16 protein-coding genes and 1 pseudogene are annotated in these 17,174 nt (G+C 50.9%); 13 read left to right on the top strand and 4 right to left on the bottom strand.

Translation table 11 applies throughout. The features are described 5' to 3' along the window. Positions 1–14: 14 nt before the first annotated feature. The 4 genes from H7F31_RS30435 to H7F31_RS30420 all read left to right on the top strand — a co-directional run bounded on the left by H7F31_RS30435 (position 15) and on the right by H7F31_RS30420 (position 4,007). Positions 15–1,334: an ABC transporter substrate-binding protein gene (locus H7F31_RS30435; protein ID WP_187101878.1), complete on the top strand. Its 1,320-nt coding sequence runs from the start codon at positions 15–17 to the stop codon at positions 1,332–1,334. A gap of 140 nt (positions 1,335–1,474) precedes the next feature. Then, entirely contained in the window at positions 1,475–2,368 is an 894-nt protein-coding gene (locus H7F31_RS30430; RefSeq protein WP_087571912.1) for a carbohydrate ABC transporter permease, read from the top strand. Positions 2,369–2,425: 57 nt separating this feature from the next. Next, positions 2,426–3,298 carry a carbohydrate ABC transporter permease gene (locus H7F31_RS30425; RefSeq protein ID WP_187105618.1) on the top strand — a complete coding sequence of 291 codons (873 nt, stop codon included), beginning with the start codon at positions 2,426–2,428 and terminating at the stop codon, positions 3,296–3,298. A 541-nt stretch (positions 3,299–3,839) separates the two neighbouring features. Beyond that, positions 3,840–4,007: a hypothetical protein gene (locus H7F31_RS30420; protein WP_187101877.1), complete on the top strand. Its 168-nt coding sequence runs from the start codon at positions 3,840–3,842 to the stop codon at positions 4,005–4,007. Positions 4,008–4,061: 54 nt separating this feature from the next. On the opposite strand, the gene H7F31_RS30415 is transcribed toward H7F31_RS30420, so the two are convergent. Beyond that, a complete protein-coding gene (locus H7F31_RS30415) occupies positions 4,062–5,807 on the bottom strand; it encodes a methyl-accepting chemotaxis protein (protein WP_187101876.1) in 1,746 nt (581 codons plus the stop codon). 629 nt (positions 5,808–6,436) lie between these two features. Here H7F31_RS30415 and H7F31_RS30410 point away from each other — a divergent pair. After that, positions 6,437–6,685 carry a hypothetical protein gene (locus tag H7F31_RS30410; RefSeq protein ID WP_187101875.1) on the top strand — a complete coding sequence of 83 codons (249 nt, stop codon included), beginning with the start codon at positions 6,437–6,439 and terminating at the stop codon, positions 6,683–6,685. A gap of 483 nt (positions 6,686–7,168) precedes the next feature. Continuing rightward, positions 7,169–7,744 (top strand): DUF3238 domain-containing protein, encoded by a 576-nt coding sequence (locus H7F31_RS30405; protein ID WP_187101874.1) that lies wholly within the window; start codon positions 7,169–7,171, stop codon positions 7,742–7,744. A gap of 1,434 nt (positions 7,745–9,178) precedes the next feature. Here H7F31_RS30405 and H7F31_RS30400 read toward each other — a convergent pair. Together H7F31_RS30400 and H7F31_RS30395 are read right to left on the bottom strand one after the other, a co-directional pair. Further along, positions 9,179–9,403, bottom strand: coding sequence for a YolD-like family protein (locus H7F31_RS30400; RefSeq protein WP_187101873.1), 225 nt, complete (start codon positions 9,401–9,403; stop codon positions 9,179–9,181). A 633-nt stretch (positions 9,404–10,036) separates the two neighbouring features. Next, positions 10,037–10,486, bottom strand: coding sequence for a hypothetical protein (locus H7F31_RS30395; RefSeq protein WP_187101872.1), 450 nt, complete (start codon positions 10,484–10,486; stop codon positions 10,037–10,039). 85 nt (positions 10,487–10,571) lie between these two features. Here H7F31_RS30395 and H7F31_RS30390 point away from each other — a divergent pair, with 85 nt between their 5' ends. The 5 genes from H7F31_RS30390 to H7F31_RS30370 all read left to right on the top strand — a co-directional run bounded on the left by H7F31_RS30390 (position 10,572) and on the right by H7F31_RS30370 (position 14,640). Further along, positions 10,572–11,069, top strand: a complete 498-nt coding sequence (locus H7F31_RS30390; protein WP_187101871.1) for an RNA polymerase sigma factor — start codon at positions 10,572–10,574, stop codon at positions 11,067–11,069. Beyond that, positions 11,062–12,021, top strand: coding sequence for a hypothetical protein (locus tag H7F31_RS30385; protein WP_187101870.1), 960 nt, complete (start codon positions 11,062–11,064; stop codon positions 12,019–12,021). Before H7F31_RS30390 ends, H7F31_RS30385 begins: the two co-directional genes overlap by 8 nt. Before the next feature lie 14 nt (positions 12,022–12,035). Next, positions 12,036–13,121, top strand: a complete 1,086-nt coding sequence (locus tag H7F31_RS30380) for a stalk domain-containing protein (protein ID WP_187101869.1) — start codon at positions 12,036–12,038, stop codon at positions 13,119–13,121. A gap of 146 nt (positions 13,122–13,267) precedes the next feature. Then, complete coding sequence (locus H7F31_RS30375) at positions 13,268–13,714, top strand: YdeI/OmpD-associated family protein (RefSeq protein WP_187101868.1); 447 nt, start codon at positions 13,268–13,270, stop codon at positions 13,712–13,714. Then, positions 13,711–14,640, top strand: coding sequence for a phosphotransferase family protein (locus H7F31_RS30370; protein ID WP_187101867.1), 930 nt, complete (start codon positions 13,711–13,713; stop codon positions 14,638–14,640). Before H7F31_RS30375 ends, H7F31_RS30370 begins: the two co-directional genes overlap by 4 nt. Before the next feature lie 9 nt (positions 14,641–14,649). Here the strand turns inward: H7F31_RS30370 and H7F31_RS30365 are convergent, their stop codons facing one another. After that, entirely contained in the window at positions 14,650–15,285 is a 636-nt protein-coding gene (locus tag H7F31_RS30365; RefSeq protein WP_187101866.1) for a hypothetical protein, read from the bottom strand. A 170-nt stretch (positions 15,286–15,455) separates the two neighbouring features. On the opposite strand from H7F31_RS30365, the gene H7F31_RS30360 reads away from it, so the two are divergent. Then, positions 15,456–15,785 carry an ArsR/SmtB family transcription factor gene (locus H7F31_RS30360; protein ID WP_087571893.1) on the top strand — a complete coding sequence of 110 codons (330 nt, stop codon included), beginning with the start codon at positions 15,456–15,458 and terminating at the stop codon, positions 15,783–15,785. 96 nt (positions 15,786–15,881) lie between these two features. Beyond that, positions 15,882–17,138: pseudogene (locus H7F31_RS30355) on the top strand (SulP family inorganic anion transporter); the annotation flags it as partial. Between the last annotated feature and the right edge of the window lie 36 nt (positions 17,139–17,174).

Below are 17,174 nucleotides of genomic sequence, written 5' to 3'. Positions count from 1 at the left end.
AAGGGGAGCCAGACATGAGAAAATGGTTAACGGCAGTTCTTGCATGTACGGTCGCGTTCTCGCTCGCAGCTTGCGCCGGAGGGAACGGCAATTCGGCGGATCCGACAAGTACATCCACAAGCAACGGAGGCGCGGCGACGGATAAACCCAAAAACGTAACGCTCCGCATGGCATGGTGGGGTGGGCAGCCACGACACGATTACACTTTGGAAGTCATCAAGATGTACGAGGCGCAGAACCCTCACGTAAAGATCGAGCCTGAATACGCCAACTTCGACGATTACTGGAAGAAGCTTGCTCCGCAAGCGGCGGCTAACGAGCTTCCCGATATTCTGCAGATGGATATTTCCTACCTGGCGCAATATGGTTCCAAAAAACAACTGGCCGACCTGACTCCGTTCCTGAACGCGGGCATTGATACGGCAAACATCTCGGAGAACGCGATATCCGGCGGTCGCATCGGCGATAAGCTGTTTGGCTTCAACATCGGCGTCAACGCGGTCAACTTCCAGTATGACCCCGAGTTGCTTAAGAAGCTTGGCGTAGACAAACCGGACGAAAACTGGAACTGGGACGACTACTATGCACTGGCTGGCAAAGCGAAGGAAGCGGGACTGTACTTCGACAACGGCTTCCGCCCGGAAGTATTCTTTGGCTACTACCTCCGTACGAAAGGTCAGCATCTCTACAACGCGGAAGGCACCGCGCTTGGCTATGAGGACGATCAGTTGTTCGTCGACTTCTTTAAGCCGCTGGCTCAGCTCGTGAAGGACGGCGACACGCCTGCTCCGGACGTGAAGGCGCAGATCAAAGGCGTAGAAGACGACATGCTCGTGAAAGGCCAACAGGTCGGCATCTTCCAATGGACGAACCAATTCGTCGGCATTCAGCAAGTGGCAAACCGCCCGCTGGAGATGGCGCATATGCCAGGTCCCGATAGAGAAAAAGGGCTGTATCTGAAGCCAAGCATGTACTTCTCCATCTCCCAGAACTCCAAGGTGAAGGAAGAAGCAGCCAAGTTCATCGACTTCTGGGTCAATAACGTGGAAGCGAACAAGCTGATCAAAGGCGACCGCGGCGTGCCAGTCAATTCGACGGTTATCGATGCCATTAAGTCGGACCTCGCTCCGGCGCAGGTTCAAGTATTCGACTACGTTTCCTGGGCGCAAGAGAACAGCTCCCCGATGGATCCTCCGGATCCGGTCGGCACGGCGGAAATCATCCAGCTGTTCATGACGCTGACGGAACAAATGGACTTCCAGCAGTTGACTCCTGAAGACGCTGCGAAGCAATTCCGCGAAGAAGCGAACGCTATTTTGGGCAAGAACAAATAGGGAGTTAGTCAAACAGGCATAACGCTCCGCGGCGACAGGCACAAGGCTGGTCGCCGCGGCTCTTAATCCCAGTTCAAAAAGTCCGGTTCTCAGTATCGACTTTTTGAACAATCTTATTAAGTCAGCGGGAGTTGGATAGTATGAGAACGGCATGGAAAAATCAGCTGACCGGTTACGCATTCATAAGCCCGTTCATTATCGGGTTTCTAGCCTTCACCCTGATTCCCATTATCGCGTCGCTGTATCTGTCGATGACGGATTACGATTTGTTTACCACGCCCGGCTGGATCGGGCTCGATAACTACGTGGAGATGTTCACGAAGGACAAGAAGTATTGGCAGTCGCTTAAGGTCACGTTCCTCTATGTTTTCATCGGGGTGCCTCTGCGGTTGGCGTTCGCGCTGATGGTCGCCATGCTACTGAACACGGCTTCGAAGGCAATCGGGTTATACCGTACTATATATTATTTGCCCTCCATCATCGGAGGAAGCGTCGCGGTATCCATCATGTGGCGCAACATCTACGGCGATCAAGGCATCATCAATCTGCTGCTGAATTCGCTGGGTCTCGACAGCGTACGCTGGTTCGCGGATCCGCTGGCTGCACTCTGGATGCTGATCACGCTCTCCGTCTGGCAGTTCGGCTCGTCCATGCTGATCTTCCTGGCTGGTCTGAAAAATATTCCGCGTCCGCTTTACGAAGCAGCCAGCGTAGACGGGGCGAATGCCTTTCATCGGTTCTTTAAAATTACGATTCCGATGCTGACGCCGATCATCCTGTTCAACGCGATCATGCAGACGATCGGGGCGTTTATGACGTTCGTGCCGGCATACATTATTTCCAAAGGCACGGGCGGACCGCTCGACGGTACGCTGCTGTACTCGCTGTATCTGTTCCGCCAAGGTTTCCAATTCTTTGATATGGGATATGCATCCGCGATGGCCTGGGTCATGCTGATCATCGTCGCCGTGCTCACGTCGGTCCTGTTCCTGTCATCAAAGTTCTGGGTGCATTACGAGTCGAAGGAGGGGTAAGCGATGGCCGATCAATCTTCAGGGCGGACGGCATCCGTTTCTCCCGGCGGCATGGGGATGAGCAAGAGACCGAAGGGCAAGTCTCGCGAGCTCTCTCCTGCCAAAACGTTCAAATGGACGATCTATCATCTGTTCGTGGCCGGCGGAGCTCTCATCATGGTGTATCCCGTCATCTGGCTGCTCATGAGCTCGTTCAAGCCGAGCGACAAAATCTTCGTTACATCAGACAGTCTCATTCCGGATCCGTGGATCTGGAGCAACTATACGCAAGGTTGGGAAGGCATTGGCGGCTATTCGTTCGGCACCTTCATCTGGAACTCGCTGGTGCTCGTCGTGCTTGCTACGATCGGCGCGGTTATTTCCTCAGCGTTCGTCGCATTCGGATTCGCTAGGCTGAAATTCTGGGGCAGCGCATTCTGGTTCACGATCATGATGATTACGCTTATGCTGCCGCATGACGTCGTGCTTGTCCCGCAATACATTCTCTTCTCCAAGCTGGGCTGGCTGAATTCCATCAATCCTATTGTTATCCCGGCGTATTTCGGCATGCCGTTCTTTATCTTCCTGATGGTGCAGTTCATCCATACCATCCCGAGAGAGATGGACGAAGCGGCGACGATCGACGGCTGCGGCAAGTTCAAGCTGTTCTACCGAATCATTATTCCGCTGATCGCTCCTGCGCTGGCAACGGCCGCGATCTTCTCCTTCTACTGGAGATGGGAGGATCTTATCGGGCCGGTGCTGTATCTGAACAAGCCGTCTCTCTACCCGGTATCGATGGCGCTCAAGATGTTCCTCGATGCGGATACGTTGTCGAACTGGGGCGCGATGTTCGCGATGTCCATCGTCAGCCTGCTGCCCGTCATCGGCGTGTTCTTCCTCTTCCAGAAGCATATCGTGGAGGGCATTAGTACGAGCGGTCTCAAATAAATGCGCACATCCGAGAGGAACCTGTCGATACTTTCAACGCAATTATATGACTTGCTTGTGACGAAAAGACGGGTGTACTAAGCTGTAGCAATGATAGAAAAGCCGATAAAAAACAAGAAGCAACTCCCTTGGGCAGAGGGAGTTGCTTTTATGGCTACATAGCCCTACAACGTCAGGGGCTGCTCCAGCCGATCTGGTGCTATCCGAGCTTGCTATGCGCCCGGTGAGCTCAACGTAGTTGGTTTTTCAGCTACATTTGCGTACCAGGCACCCTTTGGGTCACATTGTAGCTGATTTTTCAGCTACATTTGCGCCTCAGGCCTGCTTTGGAGCCCATTGTAGCTGATTTTTCAGCTACATTTGCGCCTCAGGTCCACTTTGGTGCCCATTGTAGCTGATTTTTCAGCTACAATGGCTGGCTGCCTATCGTTCATAATGGGAGTGCATACCGGTAACTGCATCCGTCAGGCGAGCCCAATGTCCTATAATCGCGGATGGCGCAATCAGCCGCCTGCAGTGGGAGACGGTAGAAGGAGCCTGTTTGTATAACATTTACAGGGATCATCAGTTGATCGCCATGACGGATCGCAACGTCTTCGAGGGCGAAACTTCGGGAGGTTTGCAAAGCGGCGTGTACACCGTTTCGGCTTATGAAAGGCAACAAGGAGAAGGAATGATAAGTCCGCCGATACGAGTGGAGAGCGAATAATCGGGGAACGCGAAGAGGGTCAACCGGGCATATAGCCGGTTGACCCTCTTTGCGTTACACCCGGAACCTGCTCACCGCTGTATTAAGCTCAGAGGCAAGCGTGCGCAACTGCTCGGCTGCGCCGGCGACTTCTTCGACGGAGGCAAGCTGCTCCTCGGATGCGGCAGCGACTTGCTGAGAATGGCCTGCCGAAGTTTGCGCGATACGGGCCAGCTCTTCGAGCGTAGCTGCGATTTGCTCGCTGCTGGCGGACATTTGCTCCGAAGCCGCGGATACCTCCTGAACCTGCGAGCTGACCTCTTCGACGGCTACCAGAATGGAGCGGAACGAATCGCCGGAGCCGCCAGCCAGACTCGTGCACTCTCTCGCTTCGGAAGCCGAAGTCTCGAGCGATTTGGACAGCGTGCCCGAGCGCGTGCTGATCGCTTGGAGTATCTCCGCGATCTCCTCCGACGATTCTCTGGAACGCTCGGCCAGCTTGCGAATCTCGGTGGCAACGACGGCAAAGCCATTGCCATGCTCGCCGGCGCGCGCCGCTTCGATCGAAGCGTTGAGCGCAAGCAGATTCGTCTGGCCCGCTACCTCGCTGATGTGGGACAGAATGTCGCCGATGCGATTGCTGTATTCGTTGAGCTCGCGCATGGATTCCGCCGCGAAGATGATGTGCTGCTCCAGCCGTTCGATCTGCCCCGTCGTACGGTCGATGATGATGCCGCCTTCCGCCGCCAGCTTCGCCGTATCGATAGCCAGCTCCGACACGACGCCGGATGATTCCGCGATGCGCTGAATGCCTACTGCCATCTCGGTCATCGCGGTCTGGCATTCCTGCGAACTGATCAGCTGCGTCTCCGTGCCGACTGCCACGTTCTGGATCGACTCCGTAATTTCGTTTGTTGCCTGCGCTGTTTGGGTAGCCGTCTCCTTTAGATTGAGAGACGAATCCCCCACCTCTCGAGCGGATTGCTGGATGTTGATCGTGAGCCTCCGAAGACTGCCGATCATCTCGTTAAAGGATTCCGCCGCCTGTCCGATTTCGTTGCCGTTAGTTACGGGGACGGAGGCGGTCAAGTCTCCGCCTGCGGCCAGCTTGGCGTTGTTCCTTAGATTCTGGAGAGGGCGGATGGCCAAGCGCAGAAGCGGAATCATGATGCCGATGGCAAGCGCGGCGGCAATGAGGCCCAGGGCAACCGCGCGAAGGAGCATTGTACTCATGCGCGCTTCGACTTTGTCATAATCGAAGTCTATGCCAAATACGGCGATAGGCTCTCCTTTGACATTCAGAATTGGCGCCAAATAGGTAATCCAAGTGCCGAAACCATCTTCGAAAGGTGCGCTTAACCCGTGGTTACCTGAAAGGGCTTCGTCGAAGTGGTTGAAAATGATGCTGCCAGCTTCGTAAGGCGCGGTCAGCGTTTCGGGACCGCCAAAGGAGTCGCTGATTTGGAGAAAATACAGTTGATGAGATCCGTTCAGGCTTGTGGTTTTAGCAGAAAAATAATAGGCGTTCGTAATCGTGTCATCGTCTGTCATGCCGTTAAGCAGTCTTTTTGTAATGGAACCTTCGTTGTCCGGGATCGGTTGGCCCGAGTTGACTGCGTTTGCCATAGGCTCAATTACACTGATGTTGGCTTGCGTCTGAGCCCTCAGCGTTCTGCCAAGCTGTTCGAATTCGTGATAAGCGGCTTCTTTCTGCGCAAGATACATGACCGTTGCCATAATTGCAATGATGATCAGGAAGAGAACGGATAAAACGATCGAGCTGGTTGCGAGCAAACTTTTTTGCTTCAGCCATTTGAACAATTCAAAACACCCCGCTAGTAGTTTTAACTTCATTATAATGACTAATTGTTAGCGAATTACGTAACCAATCGTTTGATTTGTATTAAGAACCCCCCGATTCGATAAGGAGACGATACAGCAGTAAATCACAATCCGGCCACATTGTTGGCTGATCACTCAAAATTATTTTTTTAATTTAAACGGATCGACAGAATCCGACAAAATCACCATAGAAACAGAGATAAAATAAGGACGTATGTTCTTAATTTGGTTGTTAAAGGCCCTTTTCATCTCCTTGTATTGTACAAACACCGTTCCGATTTCTAGTAATTCACATACTTTAAAGAAACCAATGAAAGGGGGTAAACTATGAGCGACGTAAACTATTACAAGAAGGAATTGCAACGAATAGCCTGGCGTTTGCAGTATAAAGCACGAAGTACACGCAAGCGTGAGTGTTCATGGATGGAACACAATCATCCGTATTATCATCCTTTCGAAATGGTTGATAATCGCATATTTGTTCAGCAACTACTGGCTGAAATTCAGCCTGGCATTGGGCGTAAGATCATTCATGGTCTTTTTATAAAGAACCAAACCGAAACACAATTGGCAAAGGAATTAAATATATCGCAACAGGGGGTCAATAAGTGGAAAAGGAAAACCCTCAAGTCGCTCTCACAGAAGATGAGTTTATGAGCTTGGTGAGCCAAGCCCAAAACCAAGATCCGGACGCTATGCTGAAACTTTTAGAATTCTTTGAACCAGAAATGCTCTGGCATACTCGATTTATTCGAATGCCTCAAGAAGATGCCCTGCAACACATGCGTCTCGCCTTAATTGAACTGTTCCAGGATACCAAGAGGCCCTTCCCTGTTAAAGATGAGGGACAGGCATAAGACTCGAAGACCGTCCGATCCGTTTTCTTTAGCAATTGGCTGAAGCTCTCTGCCCACAATGTCGTTTTTTCGGCAGCGCCTTGATTGGTCAGCCCCGATCTAGACGAGTTGTAGAAGAATTTATAAATAAAGCACAACCAGGGTGTAATGAACGTCGTGGCATAAGAGATAGGTTCGCTTGGCCACTGCGCTTGCTACTTCAAGCGACTGTTCAAACCCGAATTTCTTTACCTGGAGCCCACGGACTTCACAATTGCCACAAAAGAAGGTTCTGGAACAGGCATTGACGACAGCCTTCTTTACGTTATGGACGGAGGTCATCATCAATTCCTGTTAGAATAAGCAAGTTTTAAAAATGGTTGTAGATTGGTTTCTGTAATTACCTATCTTAATGAGGGAGATAAACGATATGGAGAGAAGGACGCTCTCCATATTTACGTCCCATGGTCTCTCCTCAATAAATTGAAAATGGAGATGGTGATTATGGCAAATATAGTTAGAGTGCGTACAACAGCTTTCATTGATGATGATTGGATTTTGTTTAAATCAACTCCGACTTATGGTATGTTTTTTGAAGGAAATAACCGTGGATTTACGTATGATTCTGTAGATCAACCTGATAAGTATAAAATGGCCCAACATGTTGTTGCTAATTTCGCGACTGGGGCAGTTAATGTTTATTCGGAAGTTGGTCCAACAAGACAAAGAATTGTTTGGTTTAACGGTTCACCGGATACGATTTCTACCTTGTTAACGGATACAGGCGAAATGACTTATACTGCTTCAATGAACTCGGCAAAGACACAAGCGACTGTATACCTCAGAGGGGCATCCAATAATCCTGCAGTAGATGGGTCTCCGAATATTGACTGGGAGTACAATGTAGTAATAAACAGTAACGGGACGGTTTCTGTTACTGGTAAGCATGATGGTTTTCCTTGCCATGAGATATGGAAAAAAGTAGACTCCAATGTACCTAAAGCCCTATATACCTTTCAAAAAACTAACCTTTCTGCTCTTTTCGGTGATATGGAGCGTTCTGTAAATGTATCCGGATAATTTATATCAATGAATACAAAACCGACCGTTTAACGGTCGGTTTTGTTCACCCTTGGAATTTATAGATTTAATTATTTAATGTTAACGAGGCGCTAGCGCTAATATCAAATGGATATTCATATTTTAATTGTTCTGCCTGTCACTTTTATTGAACACTATTGAAACTAAACTAAAACCCAAACCAAAAGTTATCCCGGTTGAGGCAAACATTATATGCAATAGCTGGGCTTCGGATGAAAATAAACTGCCGCCACCAAGCATTCCCACGAAGAATAAAGTTGGTAGCCAAAAAATTAGCGAACAACAAATCGGATATAGGGAATAGCGGAGGAAGGGACGATTCACAATATGCCTGATAATGTACCATATAAAAAGGTATATGAGGCCTGTCGGAACATAGGCAAATACCGTCCAAAGTACCGTCGCATGAGTGTCCCCACCCAGTCGTTCCCCCGAGATTGCCCAAAGAGCATTCTTGTACATTTGAAAGCCATTCCAATACGATACGACATATACAATTAATATACATAGATATTTTAAAAAGCGCATAACTTGCTCCACCTCCACTTAAAAAACTAAATCGTGTCTAGAATGTAATATCAAATATTACATAGATTATAGCTCCACACCCAAAGAATGAGTAGTTCTAACATTTGTAGTACTCCATCTATTACCCACTTTGCAGCTCGTTAGCTTAATAAAGCATCGTCAGTCTAAAACTTTATTTTCTTTTGTACAGTTATCACAGTCCCGGTCCAGCGCATCGAGGTAAACCAAATCACCTTGAACTGCACTTGTGTATAACTGTATTTATGTGTAGATGTATTTTTATAACCACTGCGATACCGAACAACGAAAGTGCGATCAGCATGGGCTTTATACTTCACTCGAAATAACTTCAGCCCTTAGCGTATATTTACGTAGTATGTGCAATTGAACTTTTTGTAAACGTCCATCGATGCGAAGGAAAATAACGTTGAAGCCTCCAACGCCATTTTAAGGCGCAGAATGCCACTTTCATTATCTAACCCATGTGCGATGGAAAGATTGATTATAGATACGATTCTGATCGACTGAGGGCAGGAATACTAGTTTGCGCTTAAAGCGAAGTGCTGTAAACTAAAAATTTAAAGTGATATTCCCAACTTTATATATACAGTAGGGATGTTGACCGGGATCCTGATGATAGACGGAACAAAAAAGCAGTGATATAGTGATCGCATCGGATACATATACCAAAGGAATGCAGGGGGAGAACATGAGCGAAGCGAAAATTCTCGAACAGCTAGGCTGAAACATCGCTTCCCTATGGCTCTATCTCCTGAAGTAGTTTTAATCGCCGCCAGGCGATATTACGAGCTTGTCCGCGTGCCATATCGCCGGAGTCTTTTATTTCTCTTTGGGAGTAGCCCCAGAGATTAATGATGCTACGCATTAGCGGACGCTAGCACTTTCTCCGGCCGAGGCGCCCTCGACATCCGCAAAAGAAACCCATTCACCATCTACCATGAAACGCCTACGTAGTTGATCCAGCCGCTCAACGACTCCGTTGACCTCGCGTTGCTCGAACTCGCCGTATAAAAGAACCCGGACGGACACCTTCATACTGAAGCTGTCTCCGAGCGCTCTCGCGACCAACTCATTCTCCTGTTCATCCAAGGAGTACGCGGCTGCTTCTTCTGATCTGCTTGCTGAGCATTATGCGCTCGCACATGCTCTGGAAGCATCATTCGTGACGATTCCCACATTCCATTCCTTCAAGCTTTTTTCTGGGCTTTGGCATTGCCATGATTCATCCCTCCATGACCCGCGCCATGGGTTAACCCGTTCGATGACTGGATGGACGAGCAAGATTTTAGCACGGGCTTCAGACTGTTGATTGACCTTGGCTTACACCTATATGGGGTTACCTCACGAAACGGAAATAATCGTACGCTAACGAATTATTAAGCCTTGTTAGTCCAGGTTGAAGTGCACCTTAAGCTGTCGTCAACCGCAGTCTCAAAATTGTCTGGATAGGGTCTATTTCACTATTTTCTGACAGATCAGTCGCCGGTTCTATGAACCTAATCGGACACATCGACGGCTTAACGTACTTTATTTTCCGTTTCGTGAGGTGACCCCAAGGTACGGAGATACAATCATTATACGAGCTGTTTCGGCCGATGCTGGTCAGGCAAAGGAGCGTGCGGGGAAGATTGGCAGCCATCAAAGTTGCTCCTCTGCTGTTGACTCCCATAACTCCGCACATACAAAAAAACCGCTAAGATATAGCGGCTGTAGGTTGTGTTTTTAATTATGATGAATCGTGATTTCCACATCATTATCTGAATCACCGACGCTGATCCGAAATCCAGCAGCCATCAGCGTTTGAATTAGCTCGTGCATCTTGGGATGATCCTTGACCATAGCCGGGAACCAGTCCAGTTTGTCACGAGTTAAAGATTTAACGACTCCGATAAATGTGTTTAATGGAACTTCTGTATATTTAATTTGCTTTTCCGAAAAACCGTGCCATTTATCAGCGAAACATTCCATTTCAACAAAATCCAAAATGATGAACTTAGAATGCATGACAGCAGGCGTACTTTTCAGGCATATAAATATTCTCGTTCGCGGTCGGCCATTCAGCAGATTATCTTGGATAAAGGGGATGTAAGGCTCCATTTGTTGTCTGGCGGACTCATATTGTCCCCTTAGGATTTCACCCGTTTCCTCTTTGATGGCTTTGAACTGTTTCATCTACTCCCCCAAAAAAAAAATTAAAAATTGCACCAAACAATTCCCCCGGTTCGTTTGTGTTTATATAGAAGGGGGGCAATTCAGCATGGAGGATCCCTTGCAGCGTACGGGCAAGGATATCGCTCAAATCTACCGTCGGCATGCCCACACCGTCTATAAAGTCAGTTTCATGCTGCTCAGGAACGTAGTCGATGCCGAAGAAGCGACGCAGACCGCCTTCTTGAAGCTGATGCAGTCGGACATGACCTTCCGCGACAACGAACACGAGAAGGCTTGGCTCATCGTGACCGCCCGCAACCATTGCCGCAATATGCTTAAGCATTGGTGGAGACGAATGCGAACGACGCTGGAAGAGGCCGACCAGAGGCTGCTCGCGGAGGAAATCAGGCATGACGAGACGCTCGGCGAAGTGCTGGCCCTGCCTGCAAAATACCGTCTGCCTATTTATTTGTTTTATTACGAAGGGTACAGCACGAAGGAAATTGCGGAGCTTCTCTCCATTAAGGAAGCGACGATCCGCACGCAGCTACATACGGGCAGGAAACTTCTGAAGCTGCAGATAGGTGGTGAAGGCGATGACTGAGAAGGAGCTGATCGACCGTCTTGCCCGGATGGGACCTACGGATAAGCAGACGGATCGCATGCTGGAGCGGATTTTGAACCCGGCGGCGAAGCCCAGATTTGCCCTCAAGCAAAGCTATCGGATCGCACTGCCCGCACTCGTCGTTTTGTTGTTTTCTCTCTATTGGTTGCCTGCCTTGCAACAGAAGCAAAACAAAGAGATTCCGCAGTTGACAATCGCCGTTGCTCCTTTCGCCGCAGAATTCGGCCTTCCTAGGGGAGGCAAGTCGATCCATGCCGGAACGTTAGGGAAGTTTCTGAATTATAACGGCAGCCGGTACACGTTTCTGGAGAATGGTGCGGCATACGATCTCTCCGGCTGGAAGATTGAAGAGCAAGACGTGTTGGGTACGCTGCAATATGATATTGCGGCGGACATCCAAAACGGCGGAACGAAGGGGTACAGCAGCCGCGATTTGGCCACGACGTACATGAACGGAGGCACAATATATGCGCTGCCCGGCTACGCCCCCGCATTTAGGCTGGCAGTATCCTATGAAGGCCGATACTATATCGCTGAGTTGTCGGGCAAGACGGACGACGGAGTGATCGACGCCAAAGAGTTCGTCTCGTTAGCCGATCTTAGTCGGATAACAACGCGAATAGAGTGGCTGGATCATCAAGGGACGACGGTTATGCGAGTCTGGGACGCAAGGAAGGATATCCGAAAGTGGTCCAACCTGATCGGCGAGAGCATCCCTGCGGAAAAGCTGACGGACGAACAGTACGAGCGCCTGGCTAAAGCGCGATCGTCGGACAGAGCCTTTCAGGCCAGATGGGTGCTGCGGGACGGAACATCCATCGTCATGAATCTCGTGCCCGCTCTGTCCCTGCTTACGATTGGCAACGGCAACTATGAATTGAGCAAGACGTTTCTGGAGACATACTCGAAAGAATTCCAACTAACCGACTGAAAGGATAGATGACAATGAATACAACGATAAAAAAAGCTTTCGTGACCCTTACAGCTGTTTCCTGCCTCGCATGCGGAGCATCCCTGGCTGCCGCGCAGCCGCTGGAGATCGTACCGATCAGTGCGCCGATTAACGGTGAAATTATTCCGATCAGCGCTCCGATTAACGGGGAGATCGTGCCGATCAGCGCGCCTGATTATGTGATCGCGCATCAGAATAAGCTGGCGCCTGTTCGCGTATACGGCCAAGCCGCTTCTATTGAGGAGAAACGGATTACTCTCGAAAATAGCAACGAAAACGCGGAGTTTCCGTCGATCGTCCTGAACATTGGAGAGAATACCCGTATTCTTAATGCGGTCGACGGACTGCCTATGAAGCTGGAGGACATTCGCGAGAACGAGACTCTGTACGCGTATGCAGGTCCTGCCATGACGAAGAGTTTGCCGCCGATCGCGGGCGCCGAGTTGATCCTCGCCGGCATACCGGCAGACTTCGCCGTCCCGACATACGCAGAGATCGAGAGCGTAGAGAAGGGGGAGGACGGCAGCGTTGTGCTAAAGACAAACCAGGATGTTGACTTTACAGTAACAACGGATACAACTTTGATTCCGTTCCTGACGAAAAACATCATTACGGTCGACCATCTTAGACCGGGAAGCAAAGTGCTGGTGTGGTCGCAAGCCGTGACGGAAGACGGAAAGCAGGCTGCGGATGTCGGCACGGCGAACAAGGTCGTAGCGTTCCCTTATGAATACGCGGGATACGTAGAGGCAGGTTTGCAAGGGTTGTCGGTGAACGGGGAAGCGCTGGAGCTTACCGAGGATGAGGCACCGTATGCGGCAGACGGTCATCTTATGCTGCCGCTGCGCAAGCTGGCGGAAGCGCTTGGCTACGAGATCAAGTGGAACGCGGAGACAAGCGGCATCGAGGTGGTGAACGGCAATAATGTGCTGTACAGTCTTACGGCGCGCGGCTCGGAAGTGACGACGGGGGATGGCGAGACGCGCGAGCTTTTCGCAACATCCGTGGTGAAAGACGGAGTGACCTTCTTGACTGCGGATGATCTGATCGCGCTAAACGAGGTTAAGATTGTGAAGTAGGTCGTTGTCACAAGCGTAAATAAGGAGAGCGGAATTTCCTCGAAAAGGGGATGTTTCGCTCTCTTTTTTTGCATTTGCAAAGATCAATTGAATTAAGCGGAATGTTTTCGTATGATTTTGAGATAAGGCGAAAGGAGGATGGCAGAATGAAGTTTACGACAGTGATTGAGTTGGGAGGCAAAACGGCTACCGGATTCGAAGTGCCGGCCGAAGCGGTAGAGGCGTTCGGGCAAGGAAAGAAACCTGCCGTAAAGGTAACGATTGGCGGGCATACCTACCGCAGCACGGTCGCCGTGTACGGAGGGAAGTACATGCTGCCGCTTAGCGCGGAGAACCGGAATGCCGCCGGCGTCGCGGCCGGGGACAAGGTTGATGTCGCGCTCGAATTGGATACCGAACCGAGGGAACTGGAAGTGCCGGCCGATTTCGCAGAAGCGCTAGATTGCGTACCGGCTGCCCGAACGTTTTTCGAAGGACTGTCGTATAGCAACAAGCGCCGAATCGTGCTGCAAATCGAAGGGGCGAAGTCGGAGGAAACCCGCATCCGTCGTATCGACAAGGCGGTTTCATCGCTGAGAGAAGGCAAGTTATGATAGCGATGATCGAAGAACATGTGCTGCGATGGATCGAGCGGGCGGTTCATCCTGAAGCAAAAATAAAATCGATTGAACGTTTGATGGGCGGAGTGTCGACGCCGATCCATCGTGTAATCATTGACGTGCGAGGCGAGGCGCACCGTCTCGTGCTGAGGCAATACACGGATGAGGAGTGGCTGGAGAGCGAGCCGGATTTGGCGAAACACGAGGCAGAAAGCTTGCGGAAGGCATCAGGCACGGCGGATATTGATGCTCCGAACGTCGTTGCTTATGATGAGACGGGAAGCGAATGCGGATTGCCGACATTACTGATGACCCACCTGGATGGCCGCGTCGTGCTGGAGCCTGAGGATGTGCGGGCGTGGACGGATCGCATGGCCCGTACGCTAACGCGGCTGCATGTTGGCGCGAGTACGGATGGCTTCCCGTGGACGTATGGCGCTTACAGCGATGCGGCGAAGTTCGATGCATCGGGCTGGACGTCCGTTCCGGGCCGCTGGAAGAGAGCCATTGACATTCTTCTCGGGCCGAAGCCGGCGTTTATCCCGAGATTTATTCACCGCGATTACCATCCGACGAACCTGTTGTGGGTGGACGGTGAAGTCAGCGGCGTCGTCGATTGGGTAAACGGCTGCATCGGCCCGGCGGGCATCGATGTCGGCCATTGCCGGGTCAATCTCGCGCAGCTTCACGGCGTGGAAGCCGCCGACGCATTTTTGGACAGTTACCGGCGTTATGCAGGCGACAACTTTGTCTATCATCCGTATTGGGATCTGGCCACCCTCGTCGACTACGCCTTTGGAGAACCGGAGGTCTACCAGGGATGGATCGATCTCGGCTTTGCCAAATTGACGAACGAGTTGGTGATGGAGCGCCTGGACGCTTATTTAGATAGCGTGTTGGCAAGGGAGAACGAAATCTAAGAGCGGCTTTCACCGCTCGATGATCGAATTAGAGCGGTACGAATCTAAAGATTGATGGAAGGAGCGGAAATCGGCCGTCATCATTTTGATTTTTCTTTGCAGTCGAATACGCCGTTTGCGGTCCGTGCCGCAATGCATCAATTGATCCATCGTTTTGTCGAGCTTTTCCCGGAGCGTCAAAATAAAGCCGATCGCGACATGCGATTGCTCTATTTGGCGCAGATCGGCTGCCAATGCCAGGCCAAGCCGTTCATGGCGTACATTCGTGCGAGGCATGGCCAGATTGACGTCAACTCGCTCCGGCGTAAAGTCCTCTCTGTAATCCTGACCCGGAATTTGCTCCCAGAATGATTGCCACTCATCCAATACGCCAATTTCGTATAAATAATATTTAAGAAATCCGCATAACCATGCCGTACAGCTGGTATTTCTTTGGCCGCAGCCCAATCCGTCGGCGAGATGCGGGCAGCCTCTGCAGCAAGATCCTCCGTAGCTGATGCAAACGTTGCATATATGATGCGTTCCGAGCTCTCCGAGCGTCTTCATGCCGTCCACGATTAGCGCATTCCGGGTAAGAGTAACGGTATGTCCCCCCTCCGGGGAATCGTTCGTCGCCTTCCTTGCTCCGATTGTCTGTTCGCTCACCGGTCAAACCTCCATGAAATCAAATATTCAAAAATTCAAATATAACTATTCAAGTATAGTGCAACTCCGCGAAAATGACAAAGGTTCTGGAGCGATTGGTCAACCTGAAAGCCGAATTATGGTATGATGGAGTAAGATGACCAAGAAGAAACAGGTAAGGGGCAGCTGCCGTGAATCAAGAAATTCCTCAATTCAAAGCGAATTTTTACAAAGCTCTCGCTCATCCGATGCGAATACGGATTCTTGAGGTATTATGCGAGGGCGATCGGAACGTTAACGAGCTTCAGACCATTCTGGGCTCGGAAGGATCGGCCGTCTCGCAGCAATTGGCTGTATTAAGAAGCAAAAATGTTGTATATGGCATCAAGGAAGGAACAACGGTTATATACTCGCTCCGCGATCCGCTGATCAAAGATATGCTCGCCATTACAAAGCAAATATTCGACAACCATCTCGTTGACGCGATTTCGCTGCTGGAGGTCATTCGGAAGGAGCCCTGATAATAGGCAACTTCCGATTGACAATCTAACGGCGAGGCGGTAGTATTTCATATATATTCAAATATTTAAATATATGAAGAAAAGAAGGTTGTACAAATGAAAGGGTCGGGGAGATACGCGGATTATCGCGCGGGGTCGTTTCGGAACGATTTGTTATCCGGCTTCATTGTAGGGATTATTGCCATTCCGTTAGGGATGGCATTTGCTATTGCTTCCGGAGTAAAGCCGGAGTACGGGATTTACACGACAATCGTTGCGGGCGTGCTCATCTCGGTGTTTGGCGGATCGCGTTACCAGATCGGAGGGCCTACCGGAGCGTTCGTTCCTGTTCTCTTGGCCGTGACGCTGCAGTACGGCTACGAAGGGCTTCTGACGGCGGGCATGATGGCCGGGGTGATTCTCGTGGCCCTGGGACTGCTCAAGGCGGGGAGCTTCATACGATTTATGCCGAAGCCGGTTATCATCGGCTTTACTTCTGGAATCGGAGTCATCATCTTTGCCGGACAGCTTCCCGCATTTTTGGGTTTGGACCGGATCGATAAACAAGAAAGCTTTCTGCTAAGCATCAAGGAGATGGCGGTTCATCTGTCTTCCGTCAATGCGTACAGCATCGCCACGGCCGCGATCGGCTTCGCGGGCATTTTGCTGTCACGCCGGTACTTGCCCAAAGTGCCGGCTTCTTTGGTTGGTTTGCTGATCTCCGCCGCGGCGGCAGTGCTGCTGTTCGACGGGAGAGTCGAGACCATCGGCTCGTTGTACGGCGAGATACCGAATGCATTGCCCGGGCTTCGAATTCCCGAGCTTTCGCTGGAGCTGGCCGGACAGCTGTTCGTTCCCGCGTTGACGATCGCCATGCTGGGCGGCATCGAATCGCTGTTGTCCGCCGTAGTGGCAGACGGGATGACGGGAAGCCGCCATAACAGCAATCGCGAGCTGGTGGGTCAAGGCATCGCGAATATAGTCGCGCCTTTATTCGGGGGGATTCCGGCAACGGGAGCAATCGCGCGAACGGCTGCGAACGTGAAGTCGGGCGCGGCGTCGCCGGTATCCGGCATCGTGCATGCACTGGTCGTGCTGGGAGTGCTGATGGCATTTGCGGGGTACGCTTCCCGCATCCCGCTTGCAAGCATGGCGCCGATCCTGATGGTTGTCGCCTGGAACATGAGCGAACGCCGCGCGTTTATGGGGATGCTGCGCGCCAGAAACGGCGAATCGCTGGTGCTGGCGACGACGTTTCTGCTGACTGTATTTACGAACTTGACTATGGCTGTACTTATAGGCGTCGCTCTGTCGTTTGCTTTGTACGTCTCTCGCATGCGGCAGCAGCGTTCGGACGCCAGCGTGGCGGAGGATGCGGAAGGTTAATGACTATTATCCAAGCGGACATTT

This window comes from Paenibacillus sp. PAMC21692 (assembly GCF_014303795.1).
GTDB classification, from domain to species: Bacteria; Bacillota; Bacilli; order Paenibacillales; family Paenibacillaceae; genus Pristimantibacillus; species Pristimantibacillus agaridevorans.
This window is presented reverse-complemented; position numbering and strand designations above follow the sequence as displayed.